Source organism: Anaerobacillus sp. 63XJN7_5_ISO-PGPR-S23-430, assembly GCF_056173695.1.
Map to the genome: position 1 here is coordinate 1,473,875 of NZ_CM149686.1, position 25,682 is coordinate 1,499,556.

General features: G+C 39.5%; 27 protein-coding genes. 20 read left to right on the forward strand and 7 right to left on the reverse strand.

The window, feature by feature from the left end; translation table 11 throughout:
• Positions 1-58 precede the first annotated feature (58 nt).
• The 4 genes from deoD (at position 59) to AC0VYJ_RS08045 (ending at position 4,597) form a co-directional block, all read left to right on the forward strand.
• Positions 59-769, forward strand: coding sequence for a purine-nucleoside phosphorylase (gene deoD / locus AC0VYJ_RS08030; protein ID WP_430242248.1), 711 nt, complete (start codon positions 59-61; stop codon positions 767-769).
• A gap of 149 nt (positions 770-918) precedes the next feature.
• Positions 919-2,391, forward strand: coding sequence for a spore germination protein (locus AC0VYJ_RS08035; RefSeq protein WP_475367115.1), 1,473 nt, complete (start codon positions 919-921; stop codon positions 2,389-2,391).
• Positions 2,392-2,418: 27 nt separating this feature from the next.
• Complete coding sequence (locus tag AC0VYJ_RS08040) at positions 2,419-3,507, forward strand: GerAB/ArcD/ProY family transporter (RefSeq protein ID WP_475367116.1); 1,089 nt, start codon at positions 2,419-2,421, stop codon at positions 3,505-3,507.
• Positions 3,497-4,597 carry a Ger(x)C family spore germination protein gene (locus tag AC0VYJ_RS08045; RefSeq protein ID WP_430242244.1) on the forward strand — a complete coding sequence of 367 codons (1,101 nt, stop codon included), beginning with the start codon at positions 3,497-3,499 and terminating at the stop codon, positions 4,595-4,597. The genes AC0VYJ_RS08040 and AC0VYJ_RS08045 overlap by 11 nt, the downstream gene beginning before the upstream one ends.
• Here AC0VYJ_RS08045 and AC0VYJ_RS08050 read toward each other — a convergent pair whose 3' ends face one another.
• Complete coding sequence (locus AC0VYJ_RS08050; protein WP_430242242.1) at positions 4,598-5,215, reverse strand: NAD(P)-dependent oxidoreductase; 618 nt, start codon at positions 5,213-5,215, stop codon at positions 4,598-4,600. It lies immediately after the preceding gene.
• A 262-nt stretch (positions 5,216-5,477) separates the two neighbouring features.
• Here AC0VYJ_RS08050 and AC0VYJ_RS08055 point away from each other — a divergent pair, with 262 nt between their 5' ends.
• Both AC0VYJ_RS08055 and AC0VYJ_RS08060 read left to right on the forward strand, forming a co-directional pair.
• Positions 5,478-6,683: a M20 family metallopeptidase gene (locus AC0VYJ_RS08055; protein WP_475367117.1), complete on the forward strand. Its 1,206-nt coding sequence runs from the start codon at positions 5,478-5,480 to the stop codon at positions 6,681-6,683.
• A gap of 19 nt (positions 6,684-6,702) precedes the next feature.
• A complete protein-coding gene (locus tag AC0VYJ_RS08060) occupies positions 6,703-8,550 on the forward strand; it encodes a helix-turn-helix domain-containing protein (RefSeq protein WP_475367118.1) in 1,848 nt (615 codons plus the stop codon).
• On the opposite strand, the gene AC0VYJ_RS08065 is transcribed toward AC0VYJ_RS08060, so the two are convergent.
• Entirely contained in the window at positions 8,551-8,835 is a 285-nt protein-coding gene (locus AC0VYJ_RS08065) for a hypothetical protein (RefSeq protein ID WP_430242237.1), read from the reverse strand. It lies immediately after the preceding gene.
• 268 nt (positions 8,836-9,103) lie between these two features.
• Here AC0VYJ_RS08065 and AC0VYJ_RS08070 point away from each other — a divergent pair, with 268 nt between their 5' ends.
• Positions 9,104-10,897, forward strand: a complete 1,794-nt coding sequence (locus AC0VYJ_RS08070; protein WP_475367119.1) for an ATP-binding protein — start codon at positions 9,104-9,106, stop codon at positions 10,895-10,897.
• A gap of 106 nt (positions 10,898-11,003) precedes the next feature.
• Here the strand turns inward: AC0VYJ_RS08070 and AC0VYJ_RS08075 are convergent, their stop codons facing one another.
• Together AC0VYJ_RS08075 and AC0VYJ_RS08080 are read right to left on the reverse strand one after the other, a co-directional pair.
• The gene (locus AC0VYJ_RS08075; protein WP_194221080.1) at positions 11,004-11,231 is read right to left on the reverse strand and encodes a helix-turn-helix domain-containing protein; all 228 of its coding nucleotides are present in this window, start codon (positions 11,229-11,231) and stop codon (positions 11,004-11,006) included.
• Positions 11,206-11,694, reverse strand: coding sequence for a universal stress protein (locus AC0VYJ_RS08080; protein WP_475367120.1), 489 nt, complete (start codon positions 11,692-11,694; stop codon positions 11,206-11,208). Before AC0VYJ_RS08080 ends, AC0VYJ_RS08075 begins: the two co-directional genes overlap by 26 nt.
• Positions 11,695-12,089: 395 nt before the next feature.
• On the opposite strand from AC0VYJ_RS08080, the gene AC0VYJ_RS08085 reads away from it, so the two are divergent.
• The 11 genes from AC0VYJ_RS08085 (at position 12,090) to aceA (ending at position 22,475) form a co-directional block, all read left to right on the forward strand.
• Entirely contained in the window at positions 12,090-13,019 is a 930-nt protein-coding gene (locus AC0VYJ_RS08085; protein WP_475367121.1) for a metal ABC transporter solute-binding protein, Zn/Mn family, read from the forward strand.
• Positions 13,020-13,039: 20 nt separating this feature from the next.
• Complete coding sequence (locus AC0VYJ_RS08090) at positions 13,040-13,795, forward strand: metal ABC transporter ATP-binding protein (RefSeq protein WP_430242224.1); 756 nt, start codon at positions 13,040-13,042, stop codon at positions 13,793-13,795.
• Between the two features lie 12 nt (positions 13,796-13,807).
• Complete coding sequence (locus AC0VYJ_RS08095) at positions 13,808-15,175, forward strand: metal ABC transporter permease (protein ID WP_475367122.1); 1,368 nt, start codon at positions 13,808-13,810, stop codon at positions 15,173-15,175.
• Positions 15,172-16,056, forward strand: a complete 885-nt coding sequence (locus AC0VYJ_RS08100) for a metal ABC transporter permease (protein WP_475367123.1) — start codon at positions 15,172-15,174, stop codon at positions 16,054-16,056. The genes AC0VYJ_RS08095 and AC0VYJ_RS08100 overlap by 4 nt, the downstream gene beginning before the upstream one ends.
• A gap of 388 nt (positions 16,057-16,444) precedes the next feature.
• The gene (locus AC0VYJ_RS08105) at positions 16,445-17,284 is read left to right on the forward strand and encodes a DUF1206 domain-containing protein (RefSeq protein WP_475367124.1); all 840 of its coding nucleotides are present in this window, start codon (positions 16,445-16,447) and stop codon (positions 17,282-17,284) included.
• A 20-nt stretch (positions 17,285-17,304) separates the two neighbouring features.
• A complete protein-coding gene (locus AC0VYJ_RS08110; protein WP_430242216.1) occupies positions 17,305-17,634 on the forward strand; it encodes a thioredoxin family protein in 330 nt (109 codons plus the stop codon).
• 128 nt (positions 17,635-17,762) lie between these two features.
• Positions 17,763-19,151 carry a M48 family metallopeptidase gene (locus AC0VYJ_RS08115; RefSeq protein ID WP_475367125.1) on the forward strand — a complete coding sequence of 463 codons (1,389 nt, stop codon included), beginning with the start codon at positions 17,763-17,765 and terminating at the stop codon, positions 19,149-19,151.
• A 67-nt stretch (positions 19,152-19,218) separates the two neighbouring features.
• Positions 19,219-19,716, forward strand: a complete 498-nt coding sequence (locus AC0VYJ_RS08120) for a DinB family protein (protein ID WP_475367126.1) — start codon at positions 19,219-19,221, stop codon at positions 19,714-19,716.
• A 136-nt stretch (positions 19,717-19,852) separates the two neighbouring features.
• Positions 19,853-20,089, forward strand: coding sequence for a hypothetical protein (locus AC0VYJ_RS08125; RefSeq protein WP_475367127.1), 237 nt, complete (start codon positions 19,853-19,855; stop codon positions 20,087-20,089).
• Positions 20,079-21,149, forward strand: a complete 1,071-nt coding sequence (locus AC0VYJ_RS08130) for an aldolase/citrate lyase/malate synthase family protein (RefSeq protein WP_475367128.1) — start codon at positions 20,079-20,081, stop codon at positions 21,147-21,149. The genes AC0VYJ_RS08125 and AC0VYJ_RS08130 overlap by 11 nt, the downstream gene beginning before the upstream one ends.
• A gap of 45 nt (positions 21,150-21,194) precedes the next feature.
• The gene (gene aceA, locus AC0VYJ_RS08135; RefSeq protein WP_475367129.1) at positions 21,195-22,475 is read left to right on the forward strand and encodes an isocitrate lyase; all 1,281 of its coding nucleotides are present in this window, start codon (positions 21,195-21,197) and stop codon (positions 22,473-22,475) included.
• A 621-nt stretch (positions 22,476-23,096) separates the two neighbouring features.
• Here aceA and AC0VYJ_RS08140 read toward each other — a convergent pair.
• Together AC0VYJ_RS08140 and AC0VYJ_RS08145 are read right to left on the reverse strand one after the other, a co-directional pair.
• A complete protein-coding gene (locus AC0VYJ_RS08140) occupies positions 23,097-23,285 on the reverse strand; it encodes a hypothetical protein (RefSeq protein WP_475367130.1) in 189 nt (62 codons plus the stop codon).
• 75 nt (positions 23,286-23,360) lie between these two features.
• Positions 23,361-23,834 carry a glycine/sarcosine/betaine reductase selenoprotein B family protein gene (locus AC0VYJ_RS08145; RefSeq protein WP_194221092.1) on the reverse strand — a complete coding sequence of 158 codons (474 nt, stop codon included), beginning with the start codon at positions 23,832-23,834 and terminating at the stop codon, positions 23,361-23,363.
• Positions 23,835-24,010: 176 nt separating this feature from the next.
• Between AC0VYJ_RS08145 and AC0VYJ_RS08150 the strand changes: the two genes are divergently transcribed.
• Together AC0VYJ_RS08150 and AC0VYJ_RS08155 are read left to right on the forward strand one after the other, a co-directional pair.
• Positions 24,011-24,214, forward strand: coding sequence for a YuzI family membrane protein (locus AC0VYJ_RS08150; protein WP_430242204.1), 204 nt, complete (start codon positions 24,011-24,013; stop codon positions 24,212-24,214).
• Positions 24,215-24,324: 110 nt separating this feature from the next.
• On the forward strand, positions 24,325-24,672 hold the full coding sequence (locus tag AC0VYJ_RS08155) for a hypothetical protein (RefSeq protein WP_194221094.1): 348 nt from the start codon (positions 24,325-24,327) through the stop codon (positions 24,670-24,672).
• A 69-nt stretch (positions 24,673-24,741) separates the two neighbouring features.
• Here the strand turns inward: AC0VYJ_RS08155 and AC0VYJ_RS08160 are convergent, their stop codons facing one another.
• The gene (locus AC0VYJ_RS08160; RefSeq protein WP_475367475.1) at positions 24,742-25,533 is read right to left on the reverse strand and encodes a superoxide dismutase; all 792 of its coding nucleotides are present in this window, start codon (positions 25,531-25,533) and stop codon (positions 24,742-24,744) included.
• Positions 25,534-25,682 lie beyond the last annotated feature (149 nt).

Here is a 25,682-nt window from a genome sequence, read left to right on the forward strand (position 1 = left end):
AAGAGCGGATCTTATGCTACTTTTGTTAGTGTACGTATTATATCAAGGAGGTACGACTATGAGTGTTCATATTGGTGCAAAACAAGGGGATATTGCGGAAACGATTCTACTACCAGGAGATCCGCTTCGTGCTAAGTATATCGCAGAGACATTCCTAGAAGATGTCGTTTGCTACAACGAAGTAAGAGGTATGCTTGGATATACAGGTACATATAAAGGCGAACGAATTTCTGTTCAAGGAACTGGAATGGGTGTTCCATCTATTTCGATTTATGTGAACGAATTGATTCAGAGCTATGGTGTTAAGAATCTTATTCGTGTTGGAACATGTGGAGCATTAAAGAAGGAAGTGCAAGTAAGAGATGTTATTCTTGCAATGAGCGCGACATCGGATTCAGGTGTGAATCGCCTTCAGTTTAACGGTATGGATTTTGCTCCTACAGCTGATTTTAATCTTTTGAAAAACGCTTACGACGCTGCAGCAGAAAAGGAAATGAGCGTTCATGTAGGGAATGTGTTTACAAGTGATTCCTTCTACCGTGACAATCCGGAAATCTTCCAGCAGCTTGCTGACTACCAGGTACTTGGTGTAGAAATGGAAACTTCTGCTCTCTATACAATTGCTGCGAAGTTCGGCGTGAATGCCTTAACGGTGTTAACCGTTAGCGACCATATCGTAACGGGGGAAGAAACGACCTCTGAAGAACGACAAACAACATTTAAAGAGATGATGATTATTGCCCTTGAAGCGGCATTAAAACAAAAATAAAACGAGAAGAAGACGGCTAATAAAAAGCTCGTCTTCTTTTTTTGTTTTCATTTAGCATTAATTGCTTTTGTGACTCATTTATCCCAAGAAATGCATATTTCATACGTTATCTCCAAAAGCTAGAACTAACGTATGAGGGGGGATTTACAATGGTTAGAAGGAGAACAATCAAACGACTTCATAAATTGAAAGAAATGGATCAGCAATCGGATAACCAACAAAACAACAAAACCACCCTTCAAGAGCTTATTTTAGATAACTTCAGCGATTGTGATGACCTTGTTCATCGAACTTTCCCGGAGCTAAGCATTTCAATTATTTATTTCCTGCATTTAGTTAACGATCAACTGCTGAAGATGGAGTTGCTTGAACCCCTTTACCATGCTTCTGAAGAAGCTTCCCTACCTTTCCTTAGAAGATCGAACTTTCACAAATCAGATGATGAGAAGAAGCTAATTGATGGCATTTTAAAGGGAGAGGCTGTTGTTTTTCATAAAGAACAAGCTTATTTAATTAATATTTCTGGACCAAAGCAGCGTGAAATTCAGCCTTCCGAAACGGAAACAACGATTACAGGACCACATGAAGGATTTGTGGAGAGCAGTGAAATCAATCTCTCTATGATCCGAAGACGTGTGAGAAGTTCACACTTAAAGATTAATGAAATTCCAGTAGGTGAAGTGGCAAAAGGAAGCGTCTATGTTCTTCATATTAAAGGAATTGCAAATGATGAAATCGTTCAAGATTTGACTAATAGGATTGAAAAAATTGAAATTGATGCCGTTTATGATTCACATATTCTTACTCAATTAATTGAGGATCAGCCTAATGCGCTTTTTCCGCAATTTATGTTAAGAGAAAGGCCGGATGCGATTGCAGCAGCACTTGTAGAAGGAAAAGTCGTCATTGTTATGGACGGTAGTCCTGCAGTGATTATTACCCCTTCAAGCTTCTTTGACTTCTTTCAAACGGGTGATGACTATTACCAAAGGTGGATTACTGGAACGGCCACAAGACTACTGCGCTTTGGTGCATTCATGATTACGATTGGATTTACCGCCCTATACGTTGCCGTCACATCCTTTCATTATGAAATGATTCCACAGTCACTTCTAACAACTCTTGCCGGTTCAAGAAGCAAAGTACCATTTGATCCTTTATATGAAGCGTTAATTATGGAAGTTACTCTGGAATTTTTACGTGAAGCAGGTGCTCGCCTGCCTACAAAAGTAGGACAAACGATCGGTATTGTAGGCGGTATTGTCATAGGGCAAGCGGCTGTTCAGGCTGGTATTACAAGCAACGTTCTCATTATTGTGGTGGCAAGCTCTGCCATTGCTTCTTTTGTAGTTCCAAGTTATGTAATGAGTGCAAGTATCCGTCTAACGCGGTTCGGTTTAATTCTACTCGCAGGATTACTTGGCAATCTCGGAATCGTGATTGGATTGACGATTCTTGTGATTCATTTAAGTAGCTTAACGAGCGTTGGAGCACCATATTTAGCACCCTTATCCCCATTTTTCAAGAAAGACTGGGGCGACTTCTTATTAAGGGCTCCTTACTCATTAATGAAAACGAGGCCAGCTATACCGAGAAGTTCAAATAAGAAAAAAGTGAAGTAAGTAGCTGATAGAAATTGAGGGATATTAATGTCGGAAAAAATAGCGCCATTCCACCTCGCCATCCTGATTTATATGATTCAATCAGGTGTAACGCTATATAAATTACCTCGAATGCTCGCGGTGAGTTTCGGAACAAACGGCTGGGTTATGATTCTCATTATTTCCCTCATTGCTGGATTAAACATCTTTCTCGTTTCTCTTGTGAATCGTTTTCGGAGGGGAGAGAATGTATTTGAAATTATGGAAGGGCTTGTTCCGCAAAAGGTTCTTGCCCCTTTTTATGTCATATTAGCGCTTATATGGTCAATTCTCCCTCTTCTTGTAGGAAAAGACTACATGCTCATCACGCAAGTCCTTGCTTTTCAAAATACCAGTTTGCTGTTGCTGTATAGTATTATCTTGCTCCTCGCCTTATATCTTGTCGTTAAAGACATTTATACAATTACGAAAACAACAACCGTTTTCTTTTTTTTGACGATTTGGATGACGTTTATGCTTATTTATCATATTCCTTATTCTTCTTTGATGCGCTTAACACCATTTATCTTTAAAGATGGGAGTAATCCTATTCAAGGACTGATCGAGGTCTATACTGCCTTCTTAGGTTTTGAAATTGTGCTCTTTCTCTTTCCTTATATTGATCAAACAAAGCCTAAATGGTTTCGAAGTGTTTATGTTGGACATGTAATTACAACAGTTGTCTATGGGCTTACATGTTTCGTTTCATTTATGTATTTTTCATTTGATCAGCTTAAATTAACTAGTTTTCCAGTGCTGAATTTGATTGCTTATATTGAAATCGAGCTTATTGAGAGGATTGAAAGTCTTGTTTTCAATTTGTTCTTAATGAAAATTCTTATAACCGTCGTTATGTATTTATGGGCAGCGAAGCTCCTGCTCAATAGAGCAATACCTGCTATTAATGAAAAGTGGTGTGTATTCATTCTCATCTTTGTGGCTTATTTGATCACGTTAAAGGTGGATGTAGCATACGAGCTAGCGCCCTGGCTATTAATTTTTGGATTAGCAGCTGCAGGGATTGCATTTGGGCTTCCTATACTATTGCTCGTAACGCTTTGGATCAGAAGTATAAGGAGGAAACGACATGCGGAATAACAAAAAGCTATGTATTGTTATCTTAGCCATGATCGTTCTGACAAGTTGTAATGACAAGAAAGTAATTGAAGACCTGGCGATTATTAGTATGATTGGTTTTGATCGAATAGAAGGGGAGGAAGGAAAGTTAAAAGTAACGGCTTCATTCCCCGATTTATCAAGTGAGACATCCCAGCAGGACGAAATCATTGATACGGTAGCCAATTCAAAAAAAGAAGCTGAAGATCTTCTCTCATCCAAAACGAGGCAACAGGTTGTCAATGGACAAATTCATTCAATCATAATAGGAAGAACACTTGCTGAAGCAGGGGTCAGTCGTGTCATTACATCGATGGAACGAGATCAGGAAATTGGTTCACAAGTGAAGCTTGTCATGGCGTTTGGAGAAGGGGAAGAGATCATTAAGACAGATGTCGAACCGGATGTAGGTAGCTATGTTGACAAAATGTTAAAAACGGAAACGGATAAATTTACGATTCCAGAGATGGACATCTTTCATTTTTCAAGAGATTACTTTGATGACGGCATTGATCCGGTCGCCCCTCTTTTTAGCAGAGAAGATGATGATCTAGTGTTAATGGGAACTGCTCTTTTTCGAGAAGATAAGTATGTAGCCCATTTGGATTTACTTCAGTCAAAGGTTTTTTTATTTCTTCTTGGAAAAGTAAAAAGTGGGGAATTAACGATTAAAATTCCGGATGGTGATAACATCCGCAACCTTCACTTTGATTATATTAAGAGTAATAGGAAAATTAAGGTTGTTAAAAGTAATGGTAAGGTTGATCACATTCTAATAAATGTGAAGATGCGTGGCTCAGTCATTGAGGATACAGGAGCAAAAGAAATTTCAAGTACTAACGAAACTAAGAAAATTGAAAAGGTAATTGCGGAACATATTGAACGTGACGCGGAGGGGATTCTTAAAGTGTTAAAGGAAAATCAAACGGATAGTCTTGGACTAGGGCAATATGTAAGGCATTCACTATCATATCAAGAATGGAAAAACCTAGATAAACATGAATACCTTGAAACAATACCTGTATCAGTAAACGTTGATGTGACGATAAAAGATACAGGCATGTCTCAGTAATTAGTAAGCAATCCCCACACGTTTACAGGAGTGATTGCGATCGAAGAGTTCCTTGTATACAAAAGCAGCCGTGTCTGCGGTTGATATTTCACGACCACCATCAGGAAGATATTCTTCTTCCACGCGATATTCTCCTTTTGCCGGGCCATCTGGCAAATAAGTAGGACAGATGATTGACCAGTCCAGATCGCTAGCAGAGAGCATTTCATAAACAGAAAGATGTTCCCTTGCTGCTCGCGTTGTCTTTCGTTTAGACTCAGAGGATTCAAAACGATAGAGAGTTGGTTCGACTCGGCTATTAAGTATGCCAGCTGTTCCTACGGTGATAATCCGATTAATCTGTTGATTTTTCATCACCCGTATTAAAATCGGGGTACTATCTGATAACGTTGTTGTTTTATCAGTACCAAGTGCACTAACGATCACATCAACGCCCTTGGCGGCTTTTTCAACGACGTCTTCATTGAGAACATCCCCTTCGACAATCGTAAGGTTACTATTTGTAGGGAGCTTCTCAGGTGATCGTGCTAAAACAGTCACCTGATGCCGATCGGAGAGAGCTAATGTAAGAATGTTGCTTCCGACTCGTCCTGTTGCTCCTAAAATCAAAATATTCATCTTGACTCTCCCTTCTAATACTATTCATTTTAAAAAAGGAATGGCTCTATTGCAACTAACGATATTCTTGGAATGACATTACTCCGCACTGGTATTTTTGGTGATTTAATGAGAATACAGCGCTTACATTGAAGAATCCTTTATATTTCACAATAGATTTCTGATTTCTACTTATAAAGTTCAGAATTTTTGTTAAAATACTCGTAACGTAATAAGAGAGTGAAGTTTATTTTGTTTTAGATAGAGGAGAGGGGAATGAAACATGAGAAAAGCGCTTTTTGAGAGATTAGAAGATTTAGTACCACAAATGATTGACCTAAGAAGAGATCTTCATCAGAATCCTGAATTGTCATTCCATGAAGTTCGAACACCTAAACTAATTGCAGATTTCTACGAGGAACTTGGCATGGACGTTAAAATAAATGTCGGTGGCAGAGGAGTAGTGGCTTCTTTAGAAGGTGCAATGCCAGGAAAGACAGTGGGCTTACGTGCTGATTTTGATGCCCTTCCAATCAATGATGAAAAAGAAGTACCCTACAAATCCACTGTTCCAGGTGTGATGCATGCGTGCGGTCATGATGGTCATACATCAACGCTTCTCCACTTAGCAAAAGCACTACATGAGCAAAAAGACCAATTAGCAGGTCGTGTCGTCTTTATTCATCAATTTGCTGAAGAGATTACACCTGGTGGAGCAAAGCCAATGATTGAAGACGGGTGCCTAGAGGGAGTGGATGTTCTTTTTGGAACACACCTTTGGTCTGGATTCCCAACTGGAACAATTGCGTATAAACCAGGACGCATTATGGCTGCTGCTGACTCTTTTGAAATTGTGATCAAAGGGAGAGGTGGTCATGGGGGTATCCCACATGAGGCGCTTGATTCAATTGTGATCGCCAGTCAGTTGGTTGGTAATCTCCAACAAATTGTCAGCCGGTTTATCAATCCTTCAAGTACAGCAGTCATCTCTATCGGTTCATTTCACGCAGGTTCCGCTTTCAATGTTATTTCAGAAACGGCAACATTGAAAGGGACGGTTAGAACCTTTGATCGAGACGTTCGCGAGAAGATCGTCGGGTATATGGAACAAATGATTAAAGGCACGTGTGAGAGTAGCGGGGCAGACTATACATTTAGTTATGACAGAGGGTATCCTCCTGTAGTTAACCATGAAAAAGAAACGATGATGTTGAAGGAAGCTGCAGAAAGAGTAGCTGAGGTGAAAAATGTTGTAGAAACAGAAGCCTTAATGATCGGAGAAGATGTCGCTTATTATCTAGAAGAGGTTCCCGGAACATTCTTCTTAACCGGGGCAGGTAATGCTGAGAGTAAATCGACGTATCCTCATCATCATCCAATGTTCGATATCGATGAGAACGCTATGTTGATTGCTGCCAAAACGCTTGGGGAAGCAACGTTAGCTTATCTTGAGCAACATCGTTATGAGACGGAAGAGGTTAACACTTAAAATAAAAGGAGTGAAATGGATGGCGAGGGGTTTACTTGAGAATGAGGCAGAACTTAGCAAAAGGCAGTTGCATTTACTTATGCAAGTTTCAACAATCTTTAACTCATCACTAGATTTCTATTCTGTCATTCAGTCTGTTATAGAAGAAGCCGTCTCAGCCATTGATGCAGCTGATGGTGGTGTGCTTTTTCTATATGATAAAGAACAAAAAGGTTTAAAAGTGGCTGGGTCGACAGGGTTTCGAAAGAAGACGGTCAATGAAGTTATGCTCCGTTCAGGTGAGTCGATGACAGGTCTTGCATTTGAGAAAGAAACCACTTTGCACTTCAAAACAAGTGATGAAGTCGAAAAAGCTATGGGAACGATGTCTCATCAAAATGCTAGCCTATATTACCAATCTGCACATGAGCTACCGCTGAGTACGATTTGTATCCCGATTAAAAAAGAAGGTACTTGTACAGGGGTCATAGTGCTCGACCGGTTTAATGGGGGTAAAGGATTTACAGAAGATGACATCCGACTTGTGGAAGCTATTTCTTCACAGGCGGCTATTGCACTAATGAACGCGAATTTGTATCAAAACAAAGAAGCTTCTTTACAGAAGTTAAAGCAATTTAATCAAACAGTGATTCACCAAAACGAGAGTCTATCGATCTCAGTAGATACACACCAGGCACTATCTGACATAGGGATGAATGAAGACTCGTTTCAAGAAATCTGCACGTATCTCACAAAGTCTATTGGAAAGAGCGTAGCCATCTATGATCCATTTGGAGAGGTGAAGGCTTCTAGTCAGATTGATTGGAAGGCAGAAAAAAGCTTACAAAGCATTATTCTTAATCATTTGAGTACCATTCAAAATGAGACAAATGAGTTAGAAGTTGTGCAAACAGATGAAGATTCTTTACTTTTTCCTCTTGGTCGATTGTCATTTCCACTCGGTTATCTCGCTATTATTTCTGAAAAGCTTCCACTTACAAGGTTTGAGCAGTCAGCCGTTTTTCACGCATGTACAGTTGCGGGTCTTCAGCTAATGAAAAAGGAATCGGAGCATAAAGAACAACAGCGTTTAACTGGAGAATTACTCATCCATCTACTATCGCCACAAGAGGATGAAGCGGATTTAAGTTACCTTGCAGGGCGATTGAAGACAGGATTAAATGGTTATTTCACAATCGCTTTAATCGATGTACCTCAGGAGTTTGTACAAGGACGCGAGGAATGGTTTAGAAGATGTATTCATGCATCTATTCAGCATTTACTGGAGAAAAATCATCAGAAAACAGTGCGTGTTACAGAGTGGGGGCGTCAAATTGTCTTGCTGTTTCATCAAGATGATGAGAAAGGCATAGAATCATCCATTCTTACTGTTAATCAGTTCATCCAAGAATTTAATGAGTTGATTGCTTCTGTCACAACTGAAAAAATTTGTAGAATCGGAATTGGAAAACCAGTTAGAGGGATTCGTGCCATTGATCACTCTTTTCAAGAAGCGAAGAAGACGATTAAATTTCTAAAGCGATTTACATTCGCGGGTTATTCATCATGGTATGGAGAAATCGGGGCGCTTCGACTCTTGTTAAACAATAAAGAAGAAGATCTAGCAAGTTATGCGCTTGAGTATCTCTCTCCGTTGCTAGCTTATGAAAAACGTCGCAAAGGAGAGCTCTTTCAAACTTTATTTGTTTACTTATCGACCGGACAAGATTTAAAAAACGCTTCTGAACAGCTCCATGTTCATGTCAATACAATGAACTATCGAATTCAACGCATACAAGAAATACTAACGATTAATTTTAATGACCCTTCAGACCTTATGAATATCCAAGTTGCCTGTAATATTTATCGTTATTTATTTGAAGCCTAGTTATTCATCGTCTGGCTGAAGATACGGGCGAAGTTTTCGTACGTATCGTCGAATGTCGAATAAGAGTTTGGTTTGTAATTTCTTTTCTTCTTCGAAAATTTGGATATGAGAGATGGATGGGAAAGATCCGTGTTCATTGAAACGAACGGGAATAAGCCCTGTCTTTAACAGTTCACCACTTTCTCGATTGATAAATTCCACTTCGACGTTCGCTTCAAGCGTGTTGGGTATGTGATGGTCTTGTAGTCGCTTAACTTCCTGTACTTTAAATAATATTTGCGGCATGTAAGATCCTCCTTCCTTTCCCCCTTACCCTTTTTTGAAATGAATTAGCCATAAGATATGTTTGTAACAGCCTGCCCTTTCATGCAGGCTGTTTTTATGTGGAAACTTTCTTGAGCAGATTAAATGATAGGGAAATGAGATGGGAAAATTGTATCATCTAAGAAAATGTGGAAGGAATTTGAAGATGAATGTCTAATGACTACTAATAGTGAAAGGAATTACTTGCACTTGAACTGATTTTGTTATGGAAAACGGAGTGGAGCGTATCATGGAAGACCTCATCTATGAATTTCATTTTTTTCTTATTTTGATTTCGATTTTAATGGTAGTTAGCTATACTTATACAGCTTTTGATTTTCATGAGAAGGCTTACAATATGACGCATTCATATCGACAGCTATGGATATTTGGCAGTGCATTAGCAATGGGAGCAGGGATTTGGATTCTACAGTATCTTGTACTGTTAGGGATTTCAACAGCCGACTCAACCTTTTACAATCCATGGTTTGTTATCATTACTTTAGTTATTCCTATTGTTGGATCACTCCTGTCATTCAACATCATTTCATCAAAAAGACAATTGAAACAGTTGGTAGTGGCAAGTTTCTCTCTCACCATTGTTTTGGTCTTTTTGCAATTGCTAACATCTGTCTATTTATTAGGAGAGATTTATCATTTGACAGATTGGTGGAAAATTGTCATTCCAGGTTTGATCGCCTTCATTTCGACAGTTTGTAGTTTTTGGTTAGTTTATGGTGTATCAAATGAAAAACGGAACTCCTGGGGGAAATTATCAGGGGCAATTGTATTTGGTCTAGGTACTCTCGCCGTTCATTATTTTACGATGATTTCCTCGGCTTCAAATTCAAATTTTAAAATAGAAAGCTACAGTGAAAATACGGTGTTGCAGTATCTTGTTTTGATTGGCATATTCATTATTTCTGTTTTAACCTTAATTAGTGTGATTCGAGGTCAAAAGTTAGAAGAACAGGCCACACAACTTCAAGAGAGCGAGCGGAAATACCTCTCACTCGTCGAAAATAGTCCCGATGGTATCATGGTACTAGATATTAGTGGTCAAATACTAAATATGAACCCCGCTTTAGAAAAAATGAGTGGCTACTCATCGAATAGCACAAGTAATAAAACGAGTTTTCAATTCGTGGATCAGCGTTACTTAAAGCAGACGTTAAATTGTTTTGAAAGAACGAAAGAAGGTATTCCGCAAAAGTGTGAATCTGCCATTGTTCATCGAGAAGGTCACTCGGTTCATGTGAAGTTAATTTCCATTCCTCATATGGTTCATGGAAAAGTACAGGGTGTTATTGTCATAGTGGAGGATATTACAGAATTTAAAGAAACGGAAGCACTGCTAAGACGCTCAGAGAAATTAACAGCGGTAGGAGAGCTCGCTGCGGGAGTTGCACATGAAATAAGAAATCCACTTACTTCTTTAAAAGGCTTTGCAACATTAGTCTATAGCTCTTCTGAAGACGATAAATCAAAAGAGTTTCTTCAAATCATGTTATCGGAAATTGATCGCATTAATTTCATAGTGAGTGAATTTATGCTCCTTGCAAAACCTCAAGAGAAAGAGTTTGGAGAAAGTGATCTTATTTCGTTGCTTCAGCACGTAGTCGCCCTTCTTAAATCCCAGGCAATCCTGAAAAACATTGTTATTCGAACACAGTATGAGTGTGATCACTTTCCTATTTTAGGTGAAGAAAATCAGCTAAAGCAAGTGTTTGTCAATGTTGTGAAAAACGCTATTGAAGCGATGCCTGATGGTGGCACTATCTTTGTAAAGGTAAAAGAAAATGAGAAAAAAGAAGCGGTTATAACGTTTGTAGATCAGGGTGTAGGTATCCCAGAGCACCAATTGCCAAGGATCGGCGAACCATTTTATACGTTGAAGGAGAATGGGACTGGACTGGGACTAATGGTTAGTTTTAGCATTATTGATAACCATAACGGGAGAATGCGCTTAACAAGTGTTGAAGGAGAAGGAACTACCGTCGAAGTGATCCTACCAGTTTATGAAAATAAGCTGGTGAATGTTTGAGGAAATAGAGTTATTACAAATTAAGAAAACGAGAAAAACGCGCTAGCAAGTTGCTAGCGCGTTTTTCTCGTTTTCTTAATATCCTTTTTAATAAGTAGTTATCATTTCATGTATCCGCTTTTTCTAACTGCTCAATTGTTTCCTTTTCAAGAAATTCAGAGGCTGGAATATCTAAAGCTGTTGATATTTTTAAAAGTGTTTGAACGTCTGGCTGATAGCGGTTTTCTTCTATTTTCTGCATAAGTCCCGCTCCAATCCGCACTTTCACCGCTAATTCTGAAATGGTTAAGTTGGCTTCCAAACGGTGCTTACGTATTTTGTCTGCTGTGTTCATCTTTCTCAGCCTCCTCAGCAGGTACTTTACTTCCTCTTACGACGAGTACATCACAACTTGCGTGACGAGTGATATGTTCAGAGACGCTGCCCATCAGCAATCTTTCTACGCGATTCATCCCTGTTGCTCCGCAAACAATTAAATCTATTTTATTTTGTGGAGCGATCTTTCTTGCGATTTTTGCTTTTGGGGATCCGTATTCAATCATTGTATCAACATTCGAAATTCCTGCCATTCGTGCTTTTTCTTCGTACTCCTTTAATAGACGCTTTCCAAAGTCTTCTGCTCGTTCCGTTGCGATATCGTAAAGTTCAAAAGTTGAGAAATTTCTCGTATCAATGACATGAGCAATCAGTAGGGACGCCTCGTCTTGAATCGAAAGTTCTACAGCTTTGGAAAAAGCAATCTCTGCAGAATCAGAACCGTCAACAGCAACAAGTATGTTTGAATGCTTTACGCTCATTCTAATACCCTCCCAATAGAAGCTTTATTTCTTAGCTTTATTGTATAACGTCTCATTCGTCATTACTGTGAGATATATCACTATTAAGATGAAAATATTCTATTTCAATAAAAAATGGCATAAACTTAAGTTGACAAAACTGCATTCATGCGATAGTTTTGTACTAAGGAAACATTTATGGTTAAGGGAACATTAGTTAATTAATATTACACATTTAAATTTTTTTACTTCGAAGTTGCCTTAGGGAAAGAATTATTTAGTTGGTAAAAAACAAAGCTGTTAAGCAAATGTTTTTCGTTAAATTGAAATAGATAAGCACCTTACAGAAACAACGCCCATACGTTAGGTAAAGGGAAATGGTGGCGGTATAAATAGAAAAAGAGAGGTTGGTAAATGTGAAAAAGTGGTTAGGATATGTTTTCGGAGCAGGACTATTTTTGATCGTGATGTCGGGGTGCAGCAGTACTGAGACAAACAAAGATAGTGAAGGAAAAATTAACGTGACGACAACCATCGGGCAAATTGGAGACATTGCAGAAAACATTGGTAAGGACCATGTGCAAGTCGATTCCTTAATGGGTCCAGGTATTGATCCTCACTTATATAAGGCATCACAAGGAGACATTAATAAGCTATCGAATGCAGATATCATTTTCTACAATGGTCTTCATCTAGAAGGAAAAATGGGCGAGATATTTGCGAAAATGAAGGGAGAAAAACCAACCTATCCTGTTGCAGAAGCTATTCCTGAAGAGAAGCTATTAATCACTCAGGGAAGTTCAAAAGCCGTTGATCCTCATGTGTGGTTTGATATTGATTTATGGAAATATGCTGTGCTAGAAGTTCGCGACGGATTAATTGAATATGATCCCGAACACAAGGAAGATTATGAGAAAAATGCAGAGGAATATTTAGAAGAGCTAACTAAGCTACAAGAAGAAGCACAATCAAAATTGAATGAAATCCCAGAAGAGAGTCGTGTTCTTGTTACGGCCCACGATGCATTTCAATACTTCGGTCAGGCATATGGCATGGAAGTGAAGGGGCTGCAAGGATTAAGTACAGATTCAGAATATGGGCTTAGGGATGTTCAAAATCTTGTGAATGTATTAGCAGATCAAAATATTAAGGCTGTATTTATTGAAAGCAGTATCTCAGAACGTTCGATTAATGCAGTCGTTGAAGGAGCAAGAAAAAAAGGTCATGAGGTTGAAATAGGTGGCGAATTGTTCTCAGATGCGATGGGTGAGAAGGGTTCACCTGAGGGGACGTATATAGGTATGTATCAACATAACATTGATACGATTGTGGAAGCGTTGAAATAGGATAAGAAGGAGGTAGGGATATGAATCCAATTAATGTATCAAATTTAACGGTAGCCTATGACCGTAAGCCTGTACTTCAGGAAGTAACGGTTGAAATGCCAGAAGGAAAGTTAATAGGCGTTGTTGGTCCAAATGGTGCTGGTAAATCAACGTTAATCAAAGCTATTTTAGGGTTAATTCCAACAGCCTCGGGATCTGTAGAAATTTACGGAAAATCATATCGTACTCAGCGAAAACTAGTTGGATATGTACCACAGCGAGGATCAGTGGATTGGGATTTTCCTACGAATGCTCTTGATGTCGTACTGATGGGAAGATACGGGCACATCGGCTGGTTTAAGCGGCCTGGTAAGAAGGATACTGCTATTGCTATGCAGGCGCTTGATAAAGTGGGCATGAAAGAATATGCAAATAGGCAGATCAGTCAACTATCAGGTGGTCAACAACAGAGAGTGTTTCTTGCAAGAGCCTTAGCACAGGATGCAACAGTTTATTTCATGGATGAACCATTTGTTGGCGTTGATGCTGCTACTGAAAAAGCGATTATCTCACTTTTAAATGAGCTGAAGGCACAAGGGAAGACCGTCCTTGTTGTTCACCATGATTTGCAGACAGTGAAGGAGTATTTTGATTGGACCCTTTTGTTAAATAAAAGAAAAATTGCGCTCGGTCCTACAGATGAAGTATTTACAATTGAAAACTTACAAAAAACATATGGTGGAAGACTATCATTTCTTGATTCTGAGGTCAGCACACCATTTGTAGTTCAACCTTAAGGAGGGAGAATAATGTTAAATGAGCTCCTCCTAACGCTACAGGATGCAAATACACAGTGGGTGCTATTTGGTACAATTCTTCTTGGAGTGGCAAGTGGTGTCCTCGGTAGTTTTGCCCTTCTTAGGAAACAAAGCTTAATCGGTGATGCTATGGCGCATGCAGCACTTCCTGGGATTTGCATTGCATTTCTACTTTATGGAACAAAATCGATTGGCTGGTTTTTAGTAGGTGCTGCGATATCTGGCTTACTTGCAACCTACTTTATTCAAGCTATTATTAACCATTCACGTATTAAAGAAGACACCGCGATTGGATTAGTACTCTCAGTGTTTTTTGGGTTTGGAATTGTCTTATTAACTAAAATCGCTCAATCTGAAAATGGTAACCAGAGTGGTCTTGATGACTTTATATTCGGTCAGGCAGCATCGCTTGTAGGAAATGATGTTCGAGTTATTTCGGGAATTGCAATCGTGCTTCTCGTGATCACCTGGCTACTTTTTAAAGAATTGAAGCTATTTACCTTCGACCGCCAATTCGCAAAAGGAATTGGATTACCTACAGGGTTTCTTAATGCCTTATTGATGACACTAATCGTCAGTGCAGTTGTGATAGGTTTACAAGCAGTGGGAGTTATTCTAATGGCCGCTATGCTCATTACTCCTGCAATATCTGCAAGGTATTGGACCGATCGACTTGATCGGATGGTTATAGTAGCGGGAACAATTGGTGCTTTATCAGGAATTCTTGGCACGATATTAAGTTCTATGGCAAACCGACTTCCGACAGGACCCGTCATCGTCATTGCAGCAACGGTTATTTTCTTAATTTCTCTCGTTTTTGCTCCAAACAGAGGGCTTTTATCGAAAGGTTTAAAATTGTATCGTATTCGTAAAAGTGTTGCTAAGGATACCGTTTTTCAAACGATGTATGATCTTTCTGAAGAAGTTAGCTTATCCACTACGAATTTTGCGTTCACTATAGCTCAGCTTGAAGAAAGAAGAAAAATGCCACGTCGCAAACTAGAGTCGATTCTACATCAGCTTCAAAAAGAAGGATACGTCTTCCAGCCAGTGATCGGCAAATGGCGCCTTACTGAGTTAGGTGCTTATAAGGCGCATGAAATTACAAAGAACAATCGACTATTCGAGATTTACACTATGTATGAAATGAAATTTGCTCATCTTCAATCAAAAACAAACGATGAGTGGCATTATAAAGAGCTTCCTCCAACAGCCGTAGAAGATCTTACTCGATTAATGGATGTTCATGAACGGGCGCTTAAGTTAAACCCGGCTCATTTTGCTAGAGGAGAAAAGTATCATGTCAAAGCACCTTCTCAAAGCACAAAAAAGCGTAAGAACGAGGTGAATTCCTCATGAGTTATGGAGCATGGATTATGCTTACAGGTTCTTTAGTGGGAGTATCGTGTGGGATCATCGGGTGTTTTTTAATATTACGTAAAATGGCGATGCTTGCTGATGCGATTAGTCATACCGTTTTGCTAGGTATTGTATTGGCATACCTCGTAAGTCATTCACTAGAAGGGATCTATATGCTGGTTGGTGCAGGGATCATAGGTCTATTGACTGCTTTTTTAGTGCAGGTCCTTCATTCAAGCGGTGTGCAATCTGATGCCGCTATCGGTGTAGTGTTTACTTCCCTATTCGCATTCGGAGTTATTCTGCTGTCAGCTTTTGCTAGTAAAGTACACCTTGATGTTAACCACGCCCTTATGGGAGAGATTACCTTTATTCCGTGGAATACGTTAACAATAGGTGGAGTGGACCTTGGACCTTCTGCGGTCTGGATGCTTGGAAGTGTTCTGGTGATTAATCTTATTTTGATCCTCACGTTTTATAAAGAGATTAAGATTAGCTCGTTTGATCCTGCAATGGCTACGGCTATTGGTATTCCAGTTATGTTCATCCATTACCTACTTATGTCGATGGTTTCAATCACGACGGTTGCTTCTTTTGATAGTGTTGGGGCTATTCTCGTCGTAGCCATGCTTATTGTACCGGGAGCTACAGCATATTTATTAACAGATAAATTACTTGTTATGTTAATCATCAGTGCAGGTGTTGGCGTAGTTGCAGCGATCGGTGGTTATTATTCCGCGCTCGCTTGGAATATTTCGATCTCAGGTTCTATGGCATCGATTGCTGGAATGATATTTGCGATCACATTTATCCTTTCACCGAGACACGGTTTATTATCTAAAGTCATAGCAAAGAAAGGAATTATCGCAGATCAGTCTTAATCATTTAACGCGATGAATCGCAAAAGAAATGATTCAAAACTATATGAAAATTATGTGATCTGTAGTATAGTAAAGAAATGCGATAGCTTGTGTCCACAAGACTATCTCCTCAATTAGTAGCCCTGTAAGCGAATGCTGGATTCGCTTACAGGGCTTTTTTTCATTGAGTGGATTTTTTCTGTCATCATCTTGATTTCTAGAATAATGATACATTCGAGGGAATGCTTCCTCAAACGTAAAGTAAGGATTTAACGGATTCACGAAGTGTACGAAATTCAACTTTCCTATAAATGGATAAGCAGAATCGTAATCTTTTAGGTTGAAAGTAAGCATTAGTGGGAATAGAAAGAATGGATAAATGATATGAAAGAATGGAAGGAGATTAACAATGGACACTGGTACTGCGGCGAAACACAAAGCAAAACAAGCATCAAATGATGTGAAACCATGGATAAGAGGATTAGCAAGAATGGGGTATGCAGCCAAAGGAGTTGTTTACTTAATCATTGGGATCTTAGCTCTCCAGGCAGCATTTGGGCCAGGAGGTAAAACGACTGATTCAAAAGGTGCTTTCGCTACTATTGCAGGAAAGCCATTTGGTGAAGCACTTCTATGGGTTCTCATAGTTGGGTTAATCGGTTATTCCGTATGGAAAGGTATCCAGGGAATTAAGGATCCAGATCATTATGGTAACGATACAAAAGGCATATTAATTCGAATTGGATTTGTTGGCGCTGGTATTATTCATTTATTTCTTGCTTATAATGCGGTTTCTATTATTACAAGAGCGGGAAGTTCATCTTCTGGCAGTAAACAATCAATGTCTGCTAAACTATTAGGACAGCCGTTTGGTCAATGGATAATTGGATTTATTGGATTATGCTTAATTGGTTTTGGTATTTATCAGGTTATTCGTGGGTACAAGAAATCCTTTATGAAACAGCTTAAGCAGTATGAAATGCACGATCAAGAAGAATGGTGGGGCAAACGTGCTGGACAAATCGGACTTGCAGCACGAGGTGTTGTCTTCACGATGATGGGCGTATTCTTTATTCAGACAGCGATTACTGCTAATCCAGATAAAACGAAGGGGCTCGATGGAGCGCTTTCAGAATTAGCTAAACAGCCATATGGTGCTATCTTGCTTGGACTAGTTGCCATTGGATTTATCGCTTACGGCATTTTTATGTTTGTAAAAGGGAAGAATAGAAGAATGCAAATTTCTTAATTTATGGAGTATTGAAGAAGGTGAATCAACTGAATCAGACGACACTTGAAGAAGCAAGAAATGGAATTAAACAGAATCGTATGTACTTTTTGTACTTGTATGGAACAAATTGCTCTGTATGCCATGCTCTTTTGCCTCAAGTTGAGGAAGTATTAGAGGATTTTCCACAAATTATACGAGAGAAGTTAAATGTTCATGAAATTCCAGAAGCAGCAGGCGCCTTTTCTGTTTTCACCATCCCCGTACTTTTGTTATATGTGGAAGGAAAGGAAAGCATTAGAGAAGCGCGATTCGTTAATATTGACTCCCTTCGTTCATCGATCAATCGAATTGTTACGATGTTAGATTAGCCTAAAAACACTCATTAAGAGTGTTTTTTTGTTTTATCTTTATTATGAGTTGAAAACCATATACAGGAGAATGGAAAATTCAGTATACTGAACATAATCCAATGTGAAAGGAAATATGTGAAGTACGAATGAATGACTCGAAGCAGTTAACAACCACTTCAGAAACATCTCTATTTATTGTTCTCCTTGTCTTTAGCATACTTACTTATGTAGTTCTGTTTTTCTCAGTAATTGGAATGGCGATTATTGGCGTTTTATGGTTTATATCTTTTTTTAGTCACGGCTTGTTTATAGGAAACATTCGTAGTAATGGCGTTAAAATAACGGGATACCAGTATTCACATATCGATCAGAGAGTACGTGATTTATGTGAACGAATGGAGATTGAGAACGTTCCAGACGTCTATGTCATTGAGTCGGCAGGCATGCTGAATGCATTTGCAACAAGGTTACTAGGTAGGAACATGGTCATTCTTTATTCTGATATTTTTGAGTTAATTGAAGAAAACGCTGAAGAAGAAGTTACGTTTATTATTGCTCATGAACTCGCCCATATTAAACGAAATCACATTTTCAAACAACTTCTGCTTTTACCTGGAAATGTGATTCCGTTTCTTGGATCTGCTTATTCTAGAGCGTGTGAATATACGTGTGACCGAATGGGAGCTTACTACATAAATAGTGGCGAGAGGGCAGCAAATGGTTTAATTATTCTTGCCGTTGGAAAACGGCTATACCAGAGTGTGAACAAAGACGCTTATATAACACAGCTTCAATCTGAGAAGAGTTTTTTTGTTTGGTTAAGCGAATGGCTTTCAACTCATCCCCCTTTACCGAAAAGAATTGCTGCTGTAGAGTCGTTTATGGAACTGAGGGAAAAGACTCCATTTCCTGCTCCTCGTAAGAAATTAGTAATCCTTTCACTAATTATGCTTATGCTCTTTATCGGTGGAATAGGAACAGCCGTAATGGCAGTAGAAGTTGTTATTCCTTCGATCTCATCAGCATTCGAAGATGAGCTTGCGTTATTTGACGAGGCTACTGGCGTGACACCTCTTATGGAAGCCATAATTAATGAAGATGATCTCGCCTTTCAGTCTCTTATAGATAAGGCTGATCTTGAAGCAACTGACTCAGATGGCTGGAATGCTTTACATTATGCAGCTGAGCATTCAGAAAATGATAAGATGTTTCAAGCGCTCCTTGATCGTGAAATGAATCCAAATGCCGTTGATTTATATGAGACAAGTGCCTTAATGATTTCGGTTCAAAATGGCTATGTTTCTAAAGTGAATCGTCTATTAAAGGCAGGTGCTGATCCAAACATGGCGGACATTGATGGCTGGACGCCTCTTATTTATGCTGCTTATATGGAACCTTATAATCGGAATGAAATGTATAATCTACTCCTCGCAGCTGGGGCAAATCCCGCTATGCAAGATGAAGAGGGGTATACTGCAATTGACTATGCACGAGATGCGGGAAATGAAGAAGATATAAAAATTTTGTCTCAATAATGATAGATTCATAGGAAATTTAGTTTTGTGGCACGAATGATTATTAATAATGAAAGGTGGAGATTGAATGGAAGATGCTCAATTACTAAAACAATTTACTTTTTGGCGATATCGAACACTTCAGGCGCTTGATGCTGTTACAGAGGAGCAAGCAGATGTTCTTCCTGAGGGTTTTACGAACACAGTGCGATGGAATCTAGGCCATGTACTTGTCACTGCAGAATTTGTTTTAGATCGTTTTACAGTGATGGAGAAGAGCCTTCCAATAAACTATTCCGCATTATTTAAAGCTGGTACAAGACCTGGTGATTGGACGGAAGAGCCGCCGTCACTTACTGAGATAAAGCATTACTTAATCGAGCAGAATAAAAGAATAAGTGAGTTAGAAGGAGAATTGAGCGAGTCCCTTCAAAGTGAATTTTCTATTGGTTCCTACCTTACACTTGAAACAGTAGGAGAACTTATTCTGTTTTTAATGAATCATGAAAATCTTCATTTAGGAACAATTAGTGGGATTAAACGTGCTCAGGGTATGAAAGAACTGTGGAAAAAACAAACTGTATGAGTACAGCTTAAAACACGTGCAACAGCACGTGTTTTTTGTATTTTTTATAACTTACTACAAGAAATATAGAATATATAACCTGTGATTTGTGCAATTCACAGGTTTTTTTAATTTTCTAAAAAAAGGTTGAACCTTTTTGAAAAGTTGTTATATAATACTAACAAATAAAACAAATTGTATTATAACAGATGGAGGGAAGCAAAAATGGATTGTTATACGTGCTATGGAAATGGTGAATTGGAATGTCCGCATTGTCATGGAAAAGAAAGAAAAAATGAAGGGTGTCACCACTGTGAAGGTGAAGGATGTGTCGGATGTCATCGCTGCAACAGTAGCGGCAGACTTGAATAGGAGGGGATGTTGTGCTGGATGAAACTTTAGAAAGCGCTTACGATCAAAAAAACCATTTACTAACTCTTGAAGCGATGGTGTTCCTAGAAAATCTTCAACGTCATTCACAGTCAATACAGCAATTAATGCAAGCAGAATTAAACAGAGAAGATTTCTTTGAACAAAAAATTCTCTTACCTGAAACGAAATCAATCCGTGAAGCGAATTGGGAAGTTAAACCAGTTCGGAAAGATTTACAAAATCGAAGAGTCATCGTGAAACAATCCATTATCGACATTGTAAATGGTGCTTCAACAATTAATGCTGGGGCAAATTTACTTATTGCAGACTTTTCGGATGAAGCAATGTCTTATGATCAGCGTATGGGAGCAGCGCAAAATCTAAAAAGACTTATTCAGCAAGAACGAGTTAAAGAGAATGTATATCCTACGGCCTTCATGATCGCAGTAAACAATAGAAAGAATGAAGATAACTATAGTGGTATAGAAATTCCAGCTAACCTTATTGATTTTGGACTTTATGTTTTTCATAATACGACTGAATTATTGAAGCATGGTTCTGCTCCATATGTTTGTTTGAAAGGAATTTCTTCTTATCGAGAAGCTAGCTATTGGAATAACATTTTTTCTTTCACAGAAAAGGAAATGAATCTCTTTCAAGGAACGATCAAGGCCACTGTCACAATTGATCAAAACAATATGAACCAGACTGAGGAAATACTTTATGAATTACGTGATCATTGCGCGGGTCTTCATTTTGAATCTGAAGGTGTTGAGAGCATAAACGATTTAACGCGGTTTGTGATTAGCGTAGGACATAAGCGAAAGACACATGTCATTGTGGAAGAAAAGATGATGAAAAATAAAGATCGCGATGATGAGAGAAATGTGAATGGGGAAATGTTTGAACGGGGGACACGGGAAGTAATTGAAGGGTTTGATGGGAAGTGCATCACAGATACTAATCTGATTCCAATGATGAAGGCGATTTGGAATCACTATATGCCTGAACCGAATCAGATTTGGAAAATGAGGCATGAGTACTCGGCATTTGATAGCTTGAATCATTCGAAAGTGATCTAAGAAAGAAGCATGACCAAATACCAACATATCCAGGGGGAAATAATAATGAAAAAGCAAACAGCAGAAACACTTCAAGAAAACTGGAACCAGGACCGTTTTAAAGGAATTGAACGCCCATATTCACCTGAAGAAGTTTTGAAATTACAAGGATCCGTTCAAATCGAGTATACTCTTGCGAAAAGAGGTGCTGAACGACTCTGGAAACTTGTGAATGAAGAGAACTTCGTCAATGCGCTAGGTGCCCTTACTGGTAACCAGGCTGTTCAACAGGTGAAAGCTGGCTTAAAAGCCATTTACTTAAGCGGATGGCAAGTAGCCGCAGATGCAAATATGTCGGGGCAGATGTATCCAGACCAAAGCTTATACCCTGTAAATAGTGTTCCACAAGTCGTAAAGCGAATTAATCAAGCTCTTCAAAGGGCGGATCAAATTGAACATTCGGAAGGAATTCATGAACGTGATTGGTTCGTTCCAATTGTTGCTGATGCAGAAGCAGGTTTTGGTGGCGCGCTGAATGTGTTCGAACTTATGAAATCAATGATTGAATCAGGTGCAGCAGCAGTACATTTTGAAGATCAACTCTCATCAGAGAAAAAGTGCGGGCACCTTGGAGGTAAAGTTCTTCTGCCAACACAGCAAGCTGTTAAAAATTTAATTTCTGCACGCCTCGCAGCAGACGTTATGGGAGTGCCAACGTTAATCATTGCGCGAACAGACGCTAACGCTGCGAATTTAATTACGAGTGATGTTGATAAATACGATGGTGAGTTTTTAACAGGGGAACGCACTCCTGAAGGCTTTTTCTATACGAAACCAGGTCTTGATCAGGCGATTGCAAGAGGCCTTGCTTATGCACCATACGCTGACCTTATCTGGTGCGAAACGTCTGAACCTAATTTAGAGGAAGCTCAGAAATTCGCAAATGCCATTCATGAACGTTTTCCTGGAAAATTACTAGCTTACAACTGTTCGCCTTCATTTAATTGGAAAAAGAAACTCGATGATGAAACGATCGCTAAATTCCAGCGTGAATTAGGTAAGATGGGCTATAAGTTCCAATTTGTTACGCTTGCTGGTTTCCATGCTCTTAACCACAGTATGTTTGAACTTGCAAGAGACTACAAAGATAATGGAATGGCTGCCTATTCAAGACTTCAGCAAGCTGAATTTGCTAGTGAGGCAGATGGTTACTCTGCGACAAGACACCAGCGTGAAGTTGGAACGGGTTACTTTGACGCTGTGTCTCAGGTCATTACAGGAGGAACTTCGTCAACGACTGCTTTAAAGGGTTCCACGGAGGAAGAGCAGTTTACTTCAACGAAATAAGAGAAAAAACCGGCTGAATTCAGCCGGTTTTTTGTGTGGTATTCGTTTAAATAGTGGAAGTGGGTCAGAAAAGCTGCTAGACATCGGTAGTATTAGAGTGAAAGGCACTTATTTCCGCGATAATTCATTGAATTCCGCGAAAAGTGATCACAATTCCGCGATAATCCAAATATATCCGCGGAAATAGGATTAATTCCGCGAAATCGGTTTTTTAGATCAGGCTGCAGTGCCTGCCGGGTCTAAACGGAGGCTTCCGTTTTTCGATGTCTAGCTGCAGCCTCCAGACCCTCGGTCACTTCACCTTTTCATCCGAACACAAAGACCGTGTTCATATGAAAAGGTTCCAGTGCCTGCCGGGTCTAATCGGAGGCTTCCGCTTTTCATGTCTAGCTGCAGTGGCCAGGGTCTCGATCGCTTCACCCTACAAAATGAACACAAAGACCGTGTTCTTTTTGTAGGGCTCCAGCGCTTTTCGACCCTAACCGGCCACTTCCGCTTTTCGTGTCTAGCTGCAGCGCCCAGCCTCTCGATCGCTTCACCCTCTAAAATGAACACAAAGAGCGTGTTCTTTTTAGAGGGCTCCAGCGCTTGTCGAGGCTAATCGGAGGCTTCCGCTTTTCGTTATTTATACTTAATTCCTGATTCTTCTACTATTCCGCCTTCATTGGCTTCGACTAGGAGGTCGAGGGCTTTGTTGAGAACTTGTTTGTGCTGTTCTCTGTTGTTTGGTTGTCCTAGTGCGCTGCCCATTGGAAAACGGTTGTAGAGGGAGCGTGGAATGTTAACGTATTCGCTTATTTCTTTAGACATTGTCAAGGAAACTGTTGGGATTCCGTGTTCTTCTAATATGCGTGCGATCAGACCGACCGACTGTTGACAGACTGGTCAGGAAGGCACCAACAAAGCGAAGTCTACGTTTTCCTTCAATAACTTCTGAGCCACCTCTTGTGCTGTAACCGTTTTGAGTGGGTGAGGTGTAGGGATATATCCCATAAAGCCATAGTGATTTTCAGCGAGTTCTCCAATTCTTCCTTCTTCTTGAAGTTCTTTCATTGTATCAAGAGGGAATTGGATGTTGGCATCCTGTATCACTTTTGAGTGATCATAGTGCTCGTGAGCAAATGATACATTATTGAGATCTGTATTTACGGGAATTTCTCTGTAAGAAGGATCACCCAAACCAAAGTTATCATTAAATGGTTGTTGCCCTTTTACATATACACCACCAGTAGCAATAATAGCGCCTTTCGCTTTGCTAAGGTCTTTAGTGAATGGTGTGAATGGGGTCGACTCGTTCTTTTCAAACTTAAAAGAAGGGACCCAATTTTGTTGCACCGCCTGTTCGACCTTTTCAATCATGCTAACTCCTCCTTCTCATTAAAATTATGTTGCCTTTTTGTTTTAGCATGTATACAAAAAAAACAAAAGTAAAACGTCTTGGACAGCATAATTTCCTCAAGTATGAAATACGATGGTTAGTAAATGAAGGAGGAGGGACAGGCCGATATGAATCAGAGAAGAAATGCCTATAAACAATGATTATTCGATTCTTCACTTTTCTAATCGGGTTTGGTCTGTCGGTTGCAGGTGGTGTTACGTTAATTCTAGAGCTCAATCTGATTATTATTGGTCATAGTCTTCTTGACTATTTTGCGTATATATCGCAGACCCCAGAGCTGTATCTATTTGCTTCTGGCGTTTTTGTTGTATGGGTAAGCGTATATTGGCCTAGAGCATAGGCAGTAAGAATTATGATTTCTCCGCTAATGTCCCTTCCCGATTGAGAAACTCCTCATACCCTATAATGTAGGCAACTATCATGATGGCCAAAAGGAAAGGGAGGAGACACATGAACCATTATCTCCCCATTCAGGGGGATTTTTATAGTGCTTATCCTGACACAAGGAATTATTATGGACTGAGACAGTATGACTACCAGCGGCCGTATCCGTTTATTGGAGGTTTTGCAGGTGGGCTTGCCGGAGGTCTTGCCGGAGGATTATTAGGAGTTTTATTAATACCGGGTATATATGGTGGATATCCTCGTCCACGACCAGGATATCCCTGTCCTGGTCCGGGATATTGCCCTCCAGGTTATGGACAGCCGGGATACGGAGCTCCAGGGTATGGCCCACCAGGATATGGCCCTCCGGGTTATCCTGGCGGACGACCGCCATATGGACCATATAGAGAATAGGATTAAAAGCAAAGGGAGAACCCTTTGCTTTTTTTCTTTATTTTAGCTTATAGTATTGTTTTTTCTTTTTTAGAAGGAATTCCACTTTACATTTTGAGCTTTACGAAATCGTTTGTTAACTTCCTTCCAATTAACGACATTCCACCAGTTTTCGATGTAGTTTTTTCGGTTGTTTTCATATTGTAAATAATAAGCGTGTTCCCAAACATCAAGAGCTAGAAGAGGGATGACATCCCACTGGCTTAAGTTTTGGTGTTTTTCAGCTTGAAGAATTTCAAGTCTTCTTGATACAGGTGACCAGACAAGAATGGCCCAACCTGACCCTTCTACTTTAGCAGCAGCATTTGTGAATTGTTGCTTGAATTGGTTGTATGATCCAAAGCTCTTTTGAATCTCAGGTAAAATTTCTCCCTCTGGCTTCCCACCGTCTGGGCTCATGATTTTCCAAAATAAAGTATGAAGATAATGCCCAGCTCCATTGAAAGCTAATTCACGTTCCCAATGTTTAATGAGAGCATAGTTATCCTGTTGTCTTGCTTTCTGTAATTCAAGTTCTGCTTTGTTTAACCCATCTACATAGCTTTGGTGGTGAAGGTCATGATGCAGCCTCATGATTCTTTCACTAATGTAAGGCTCGAGTGCATTGTATTTGTATGGCAGAGAAGGTAAGGTATGTCCTCCTATAGGAACGGATGAATCTTGTAAGTTACGCCACTGCTTGTATAACGAATTGGCCATCTTATATAGGTCTTCTTCATTTGACCCATTCACATCGACATTTTCCTGAACCGCCGCTAACCATTCTTCAGTTTGAATAAGTAGAGAAGAGTTTACTCGTTCATGGAGGTTACCTTCTAAAATGTGATTTCGGAATTGGGAGCCCCACTCAAGCAGTTTTACTGACAATCCACTCACTCCTTTCTAGACGTTATTACTATATGAATCTTGTTAACAAATTGTTTCAATCTCTTAATAAATGTTTTTAATATGAAACATTTGGGTAACACCTC

What these genes read in the sequence shown, in the direction of transcription:
- deoD (WP_430242248.1), top strand. Translation starts at nt 59, where the DNA reads ATGAGTGTTCATATTGGTGCAAAACAAGGGGATATTGCGGAAACGATT.
- AC0VYJ_RS08035 (WP_475367115.1), top strand. Translation starts at nt 919, where the DNA reads ATGGTTAGAAGGAGAACAATCAAACGACTTCATAAATTGAAAGAAATG.
- AC0VYJ_RS08040 (WP_475367116.1), top strand. Translation starts at nt 2,419, where the DNA reads ATGTCGGAAAAAATAGCGCCATTCCACCTCGCCATCCTGATTTATATG.
- AC0VYJ_RS08045 (WP_430242244.1), top strand. Translation starts at nt 3,497, where the DNA reads ATGCGGAATAACAAAAAGCTATGTATTGTTATCTTAGCCATGATCGTT.
- AC0VYJ_RS08050 (WP_430242242.1), bottom strand. Translation starts at nt 5,215, where the DNA reads ATGAATATTTTGATTTTAGGAGCAACAGGACGAGTCGGAAGCAACATT.
- AC0VYJ_RS08055 (WP_475367117.1), top strand. Translation starts at nt 5,478, where the DNA reads ATGAGAAAAGCGCTTTTTGAGAGATTAGAAGATTTAGTACCACAAATG.
- AC0VYJ_RS08060 (WP_475367118.1), top strand. Translation starts at nt 6,703, where the DNA reads ATGGCGAGGGGTTTACTTGAGAATGAGGCAGAACTTAGCAAAAGGCAG.
- AC0VYJ_RS08065 (WP_430242237.1), bottom strand. Translation starts at nt 8,835, where the DNA reads ATGCCGCAAATATTATTTAAAGTACAGGAAGTTAAGCGACTACAAGAC.
- AC0VYJ_RS08070 (WP_475367119.1), top strand. Translation starts at nt 9,104, where the DNA reads ATGGAAGACCTCATCTATGAATTTCATTTTTTTCTTATTTTGATTTCG.
- AC0VYJ_RS08075 (WP_194221080.1), bottom strand. Translation starts at nt 11,231, where the DNA reads ATGAACACAGCAGACAAAATACGTAAGCACCGTTTGGAAGCCAACTTA.
- AC0VYJ_RS08080 (WP_475367120.1), bottom strand. Translation starts at nt 11,694, where the DNA reads ATGAGCGTAAAGCATTCAAACATACTTGTTGCTGTTGACGGTTCTGAT.
- AC0VYJ_RS08090 (WP_430242224.1), top strand. Translation starts at nt 13,040, where the DNA reads ATGAATCCAATTAATGTATCAAATTTAACGGTAGCCTATGACCGTAAG.
- AC0VYJ_RS08095 (WP_475367122.1), top strand. Translation starts at nt 13,808, where the DNA reads ATGTTAAATGAGCTCCTCCTAACGCTACAGGATGCAAATACACAGTGG.
- AC0VYJ_RS08100 (WP_475367123.1), top strand. Translation starts at nt 15,172, where the DNA reads ATGAGTTATGGAGCATGGATTATGCTTACAGGTTCTTTAGTGGGAGTA.
- AC0VYJ_RS08105 (WP_475367124.1), top strand. Translation starts at nt 16,445, where the DNA reads ATGGACACTGGTACTGCGGCGAAACACAAAGCAAAACAAGCATCAAAT.
- AC0VYJ_RS08115 (WP_475367125.1), top strand. Translation starts at nt 17,763, where the DNA reads ATGAATGACTCGAAGCAGTTAACAACCACTTCAGAAACATCTCTATTT.
- AC0VYJ_RS08120 (WP_475367126.1), top strand. Translation starts at nt 19,219, where the DNA reads ATGGAAGATGCTCAATTACTAAAACAATTTACTTTTTGGCGATATCGA.
- aceA (WP_475367129.1), top strand. Translation starts at nt 21,195, where the DNA reads ATGAAAAAGCAAACAGCAGAAACACTTCAAGAAAACTGGAACCAGGAC.
- AC0VYJ_RS08140 (WP_475367130.1), bottom strand. Translation starts at nt 23,285, where the DNA reads ATGTCTAAAGAAATAAGCGAATACGTTAACATTCCACGCTCCCTCTAC.
- AC0VYJ_RS08145 (WP_194221092.1), bottom strand. Translation starts at nt 23,834, where the DNA reads ATGATTGAAAAGGTCGAACAGGCGGTGCAACAAAATTGGGTCCCTTCT.
- AC0VYJ_RS08150 (WP_430242204.1), top strand. Translation starts at nt 24,011, where the DNA reads ATGATTATTCGATTCTTCACTTTTCTAATCGGGTTTGGTCTGTCGGTT.
- AC0VYJ_RS08155 (WP_194221094.1), top strand. Translation starts at nt 24,325, where the DNA reads ATGAACCATTATCTCCCCATTCAGGGGGATTTTTATAGTGCTTATCCT.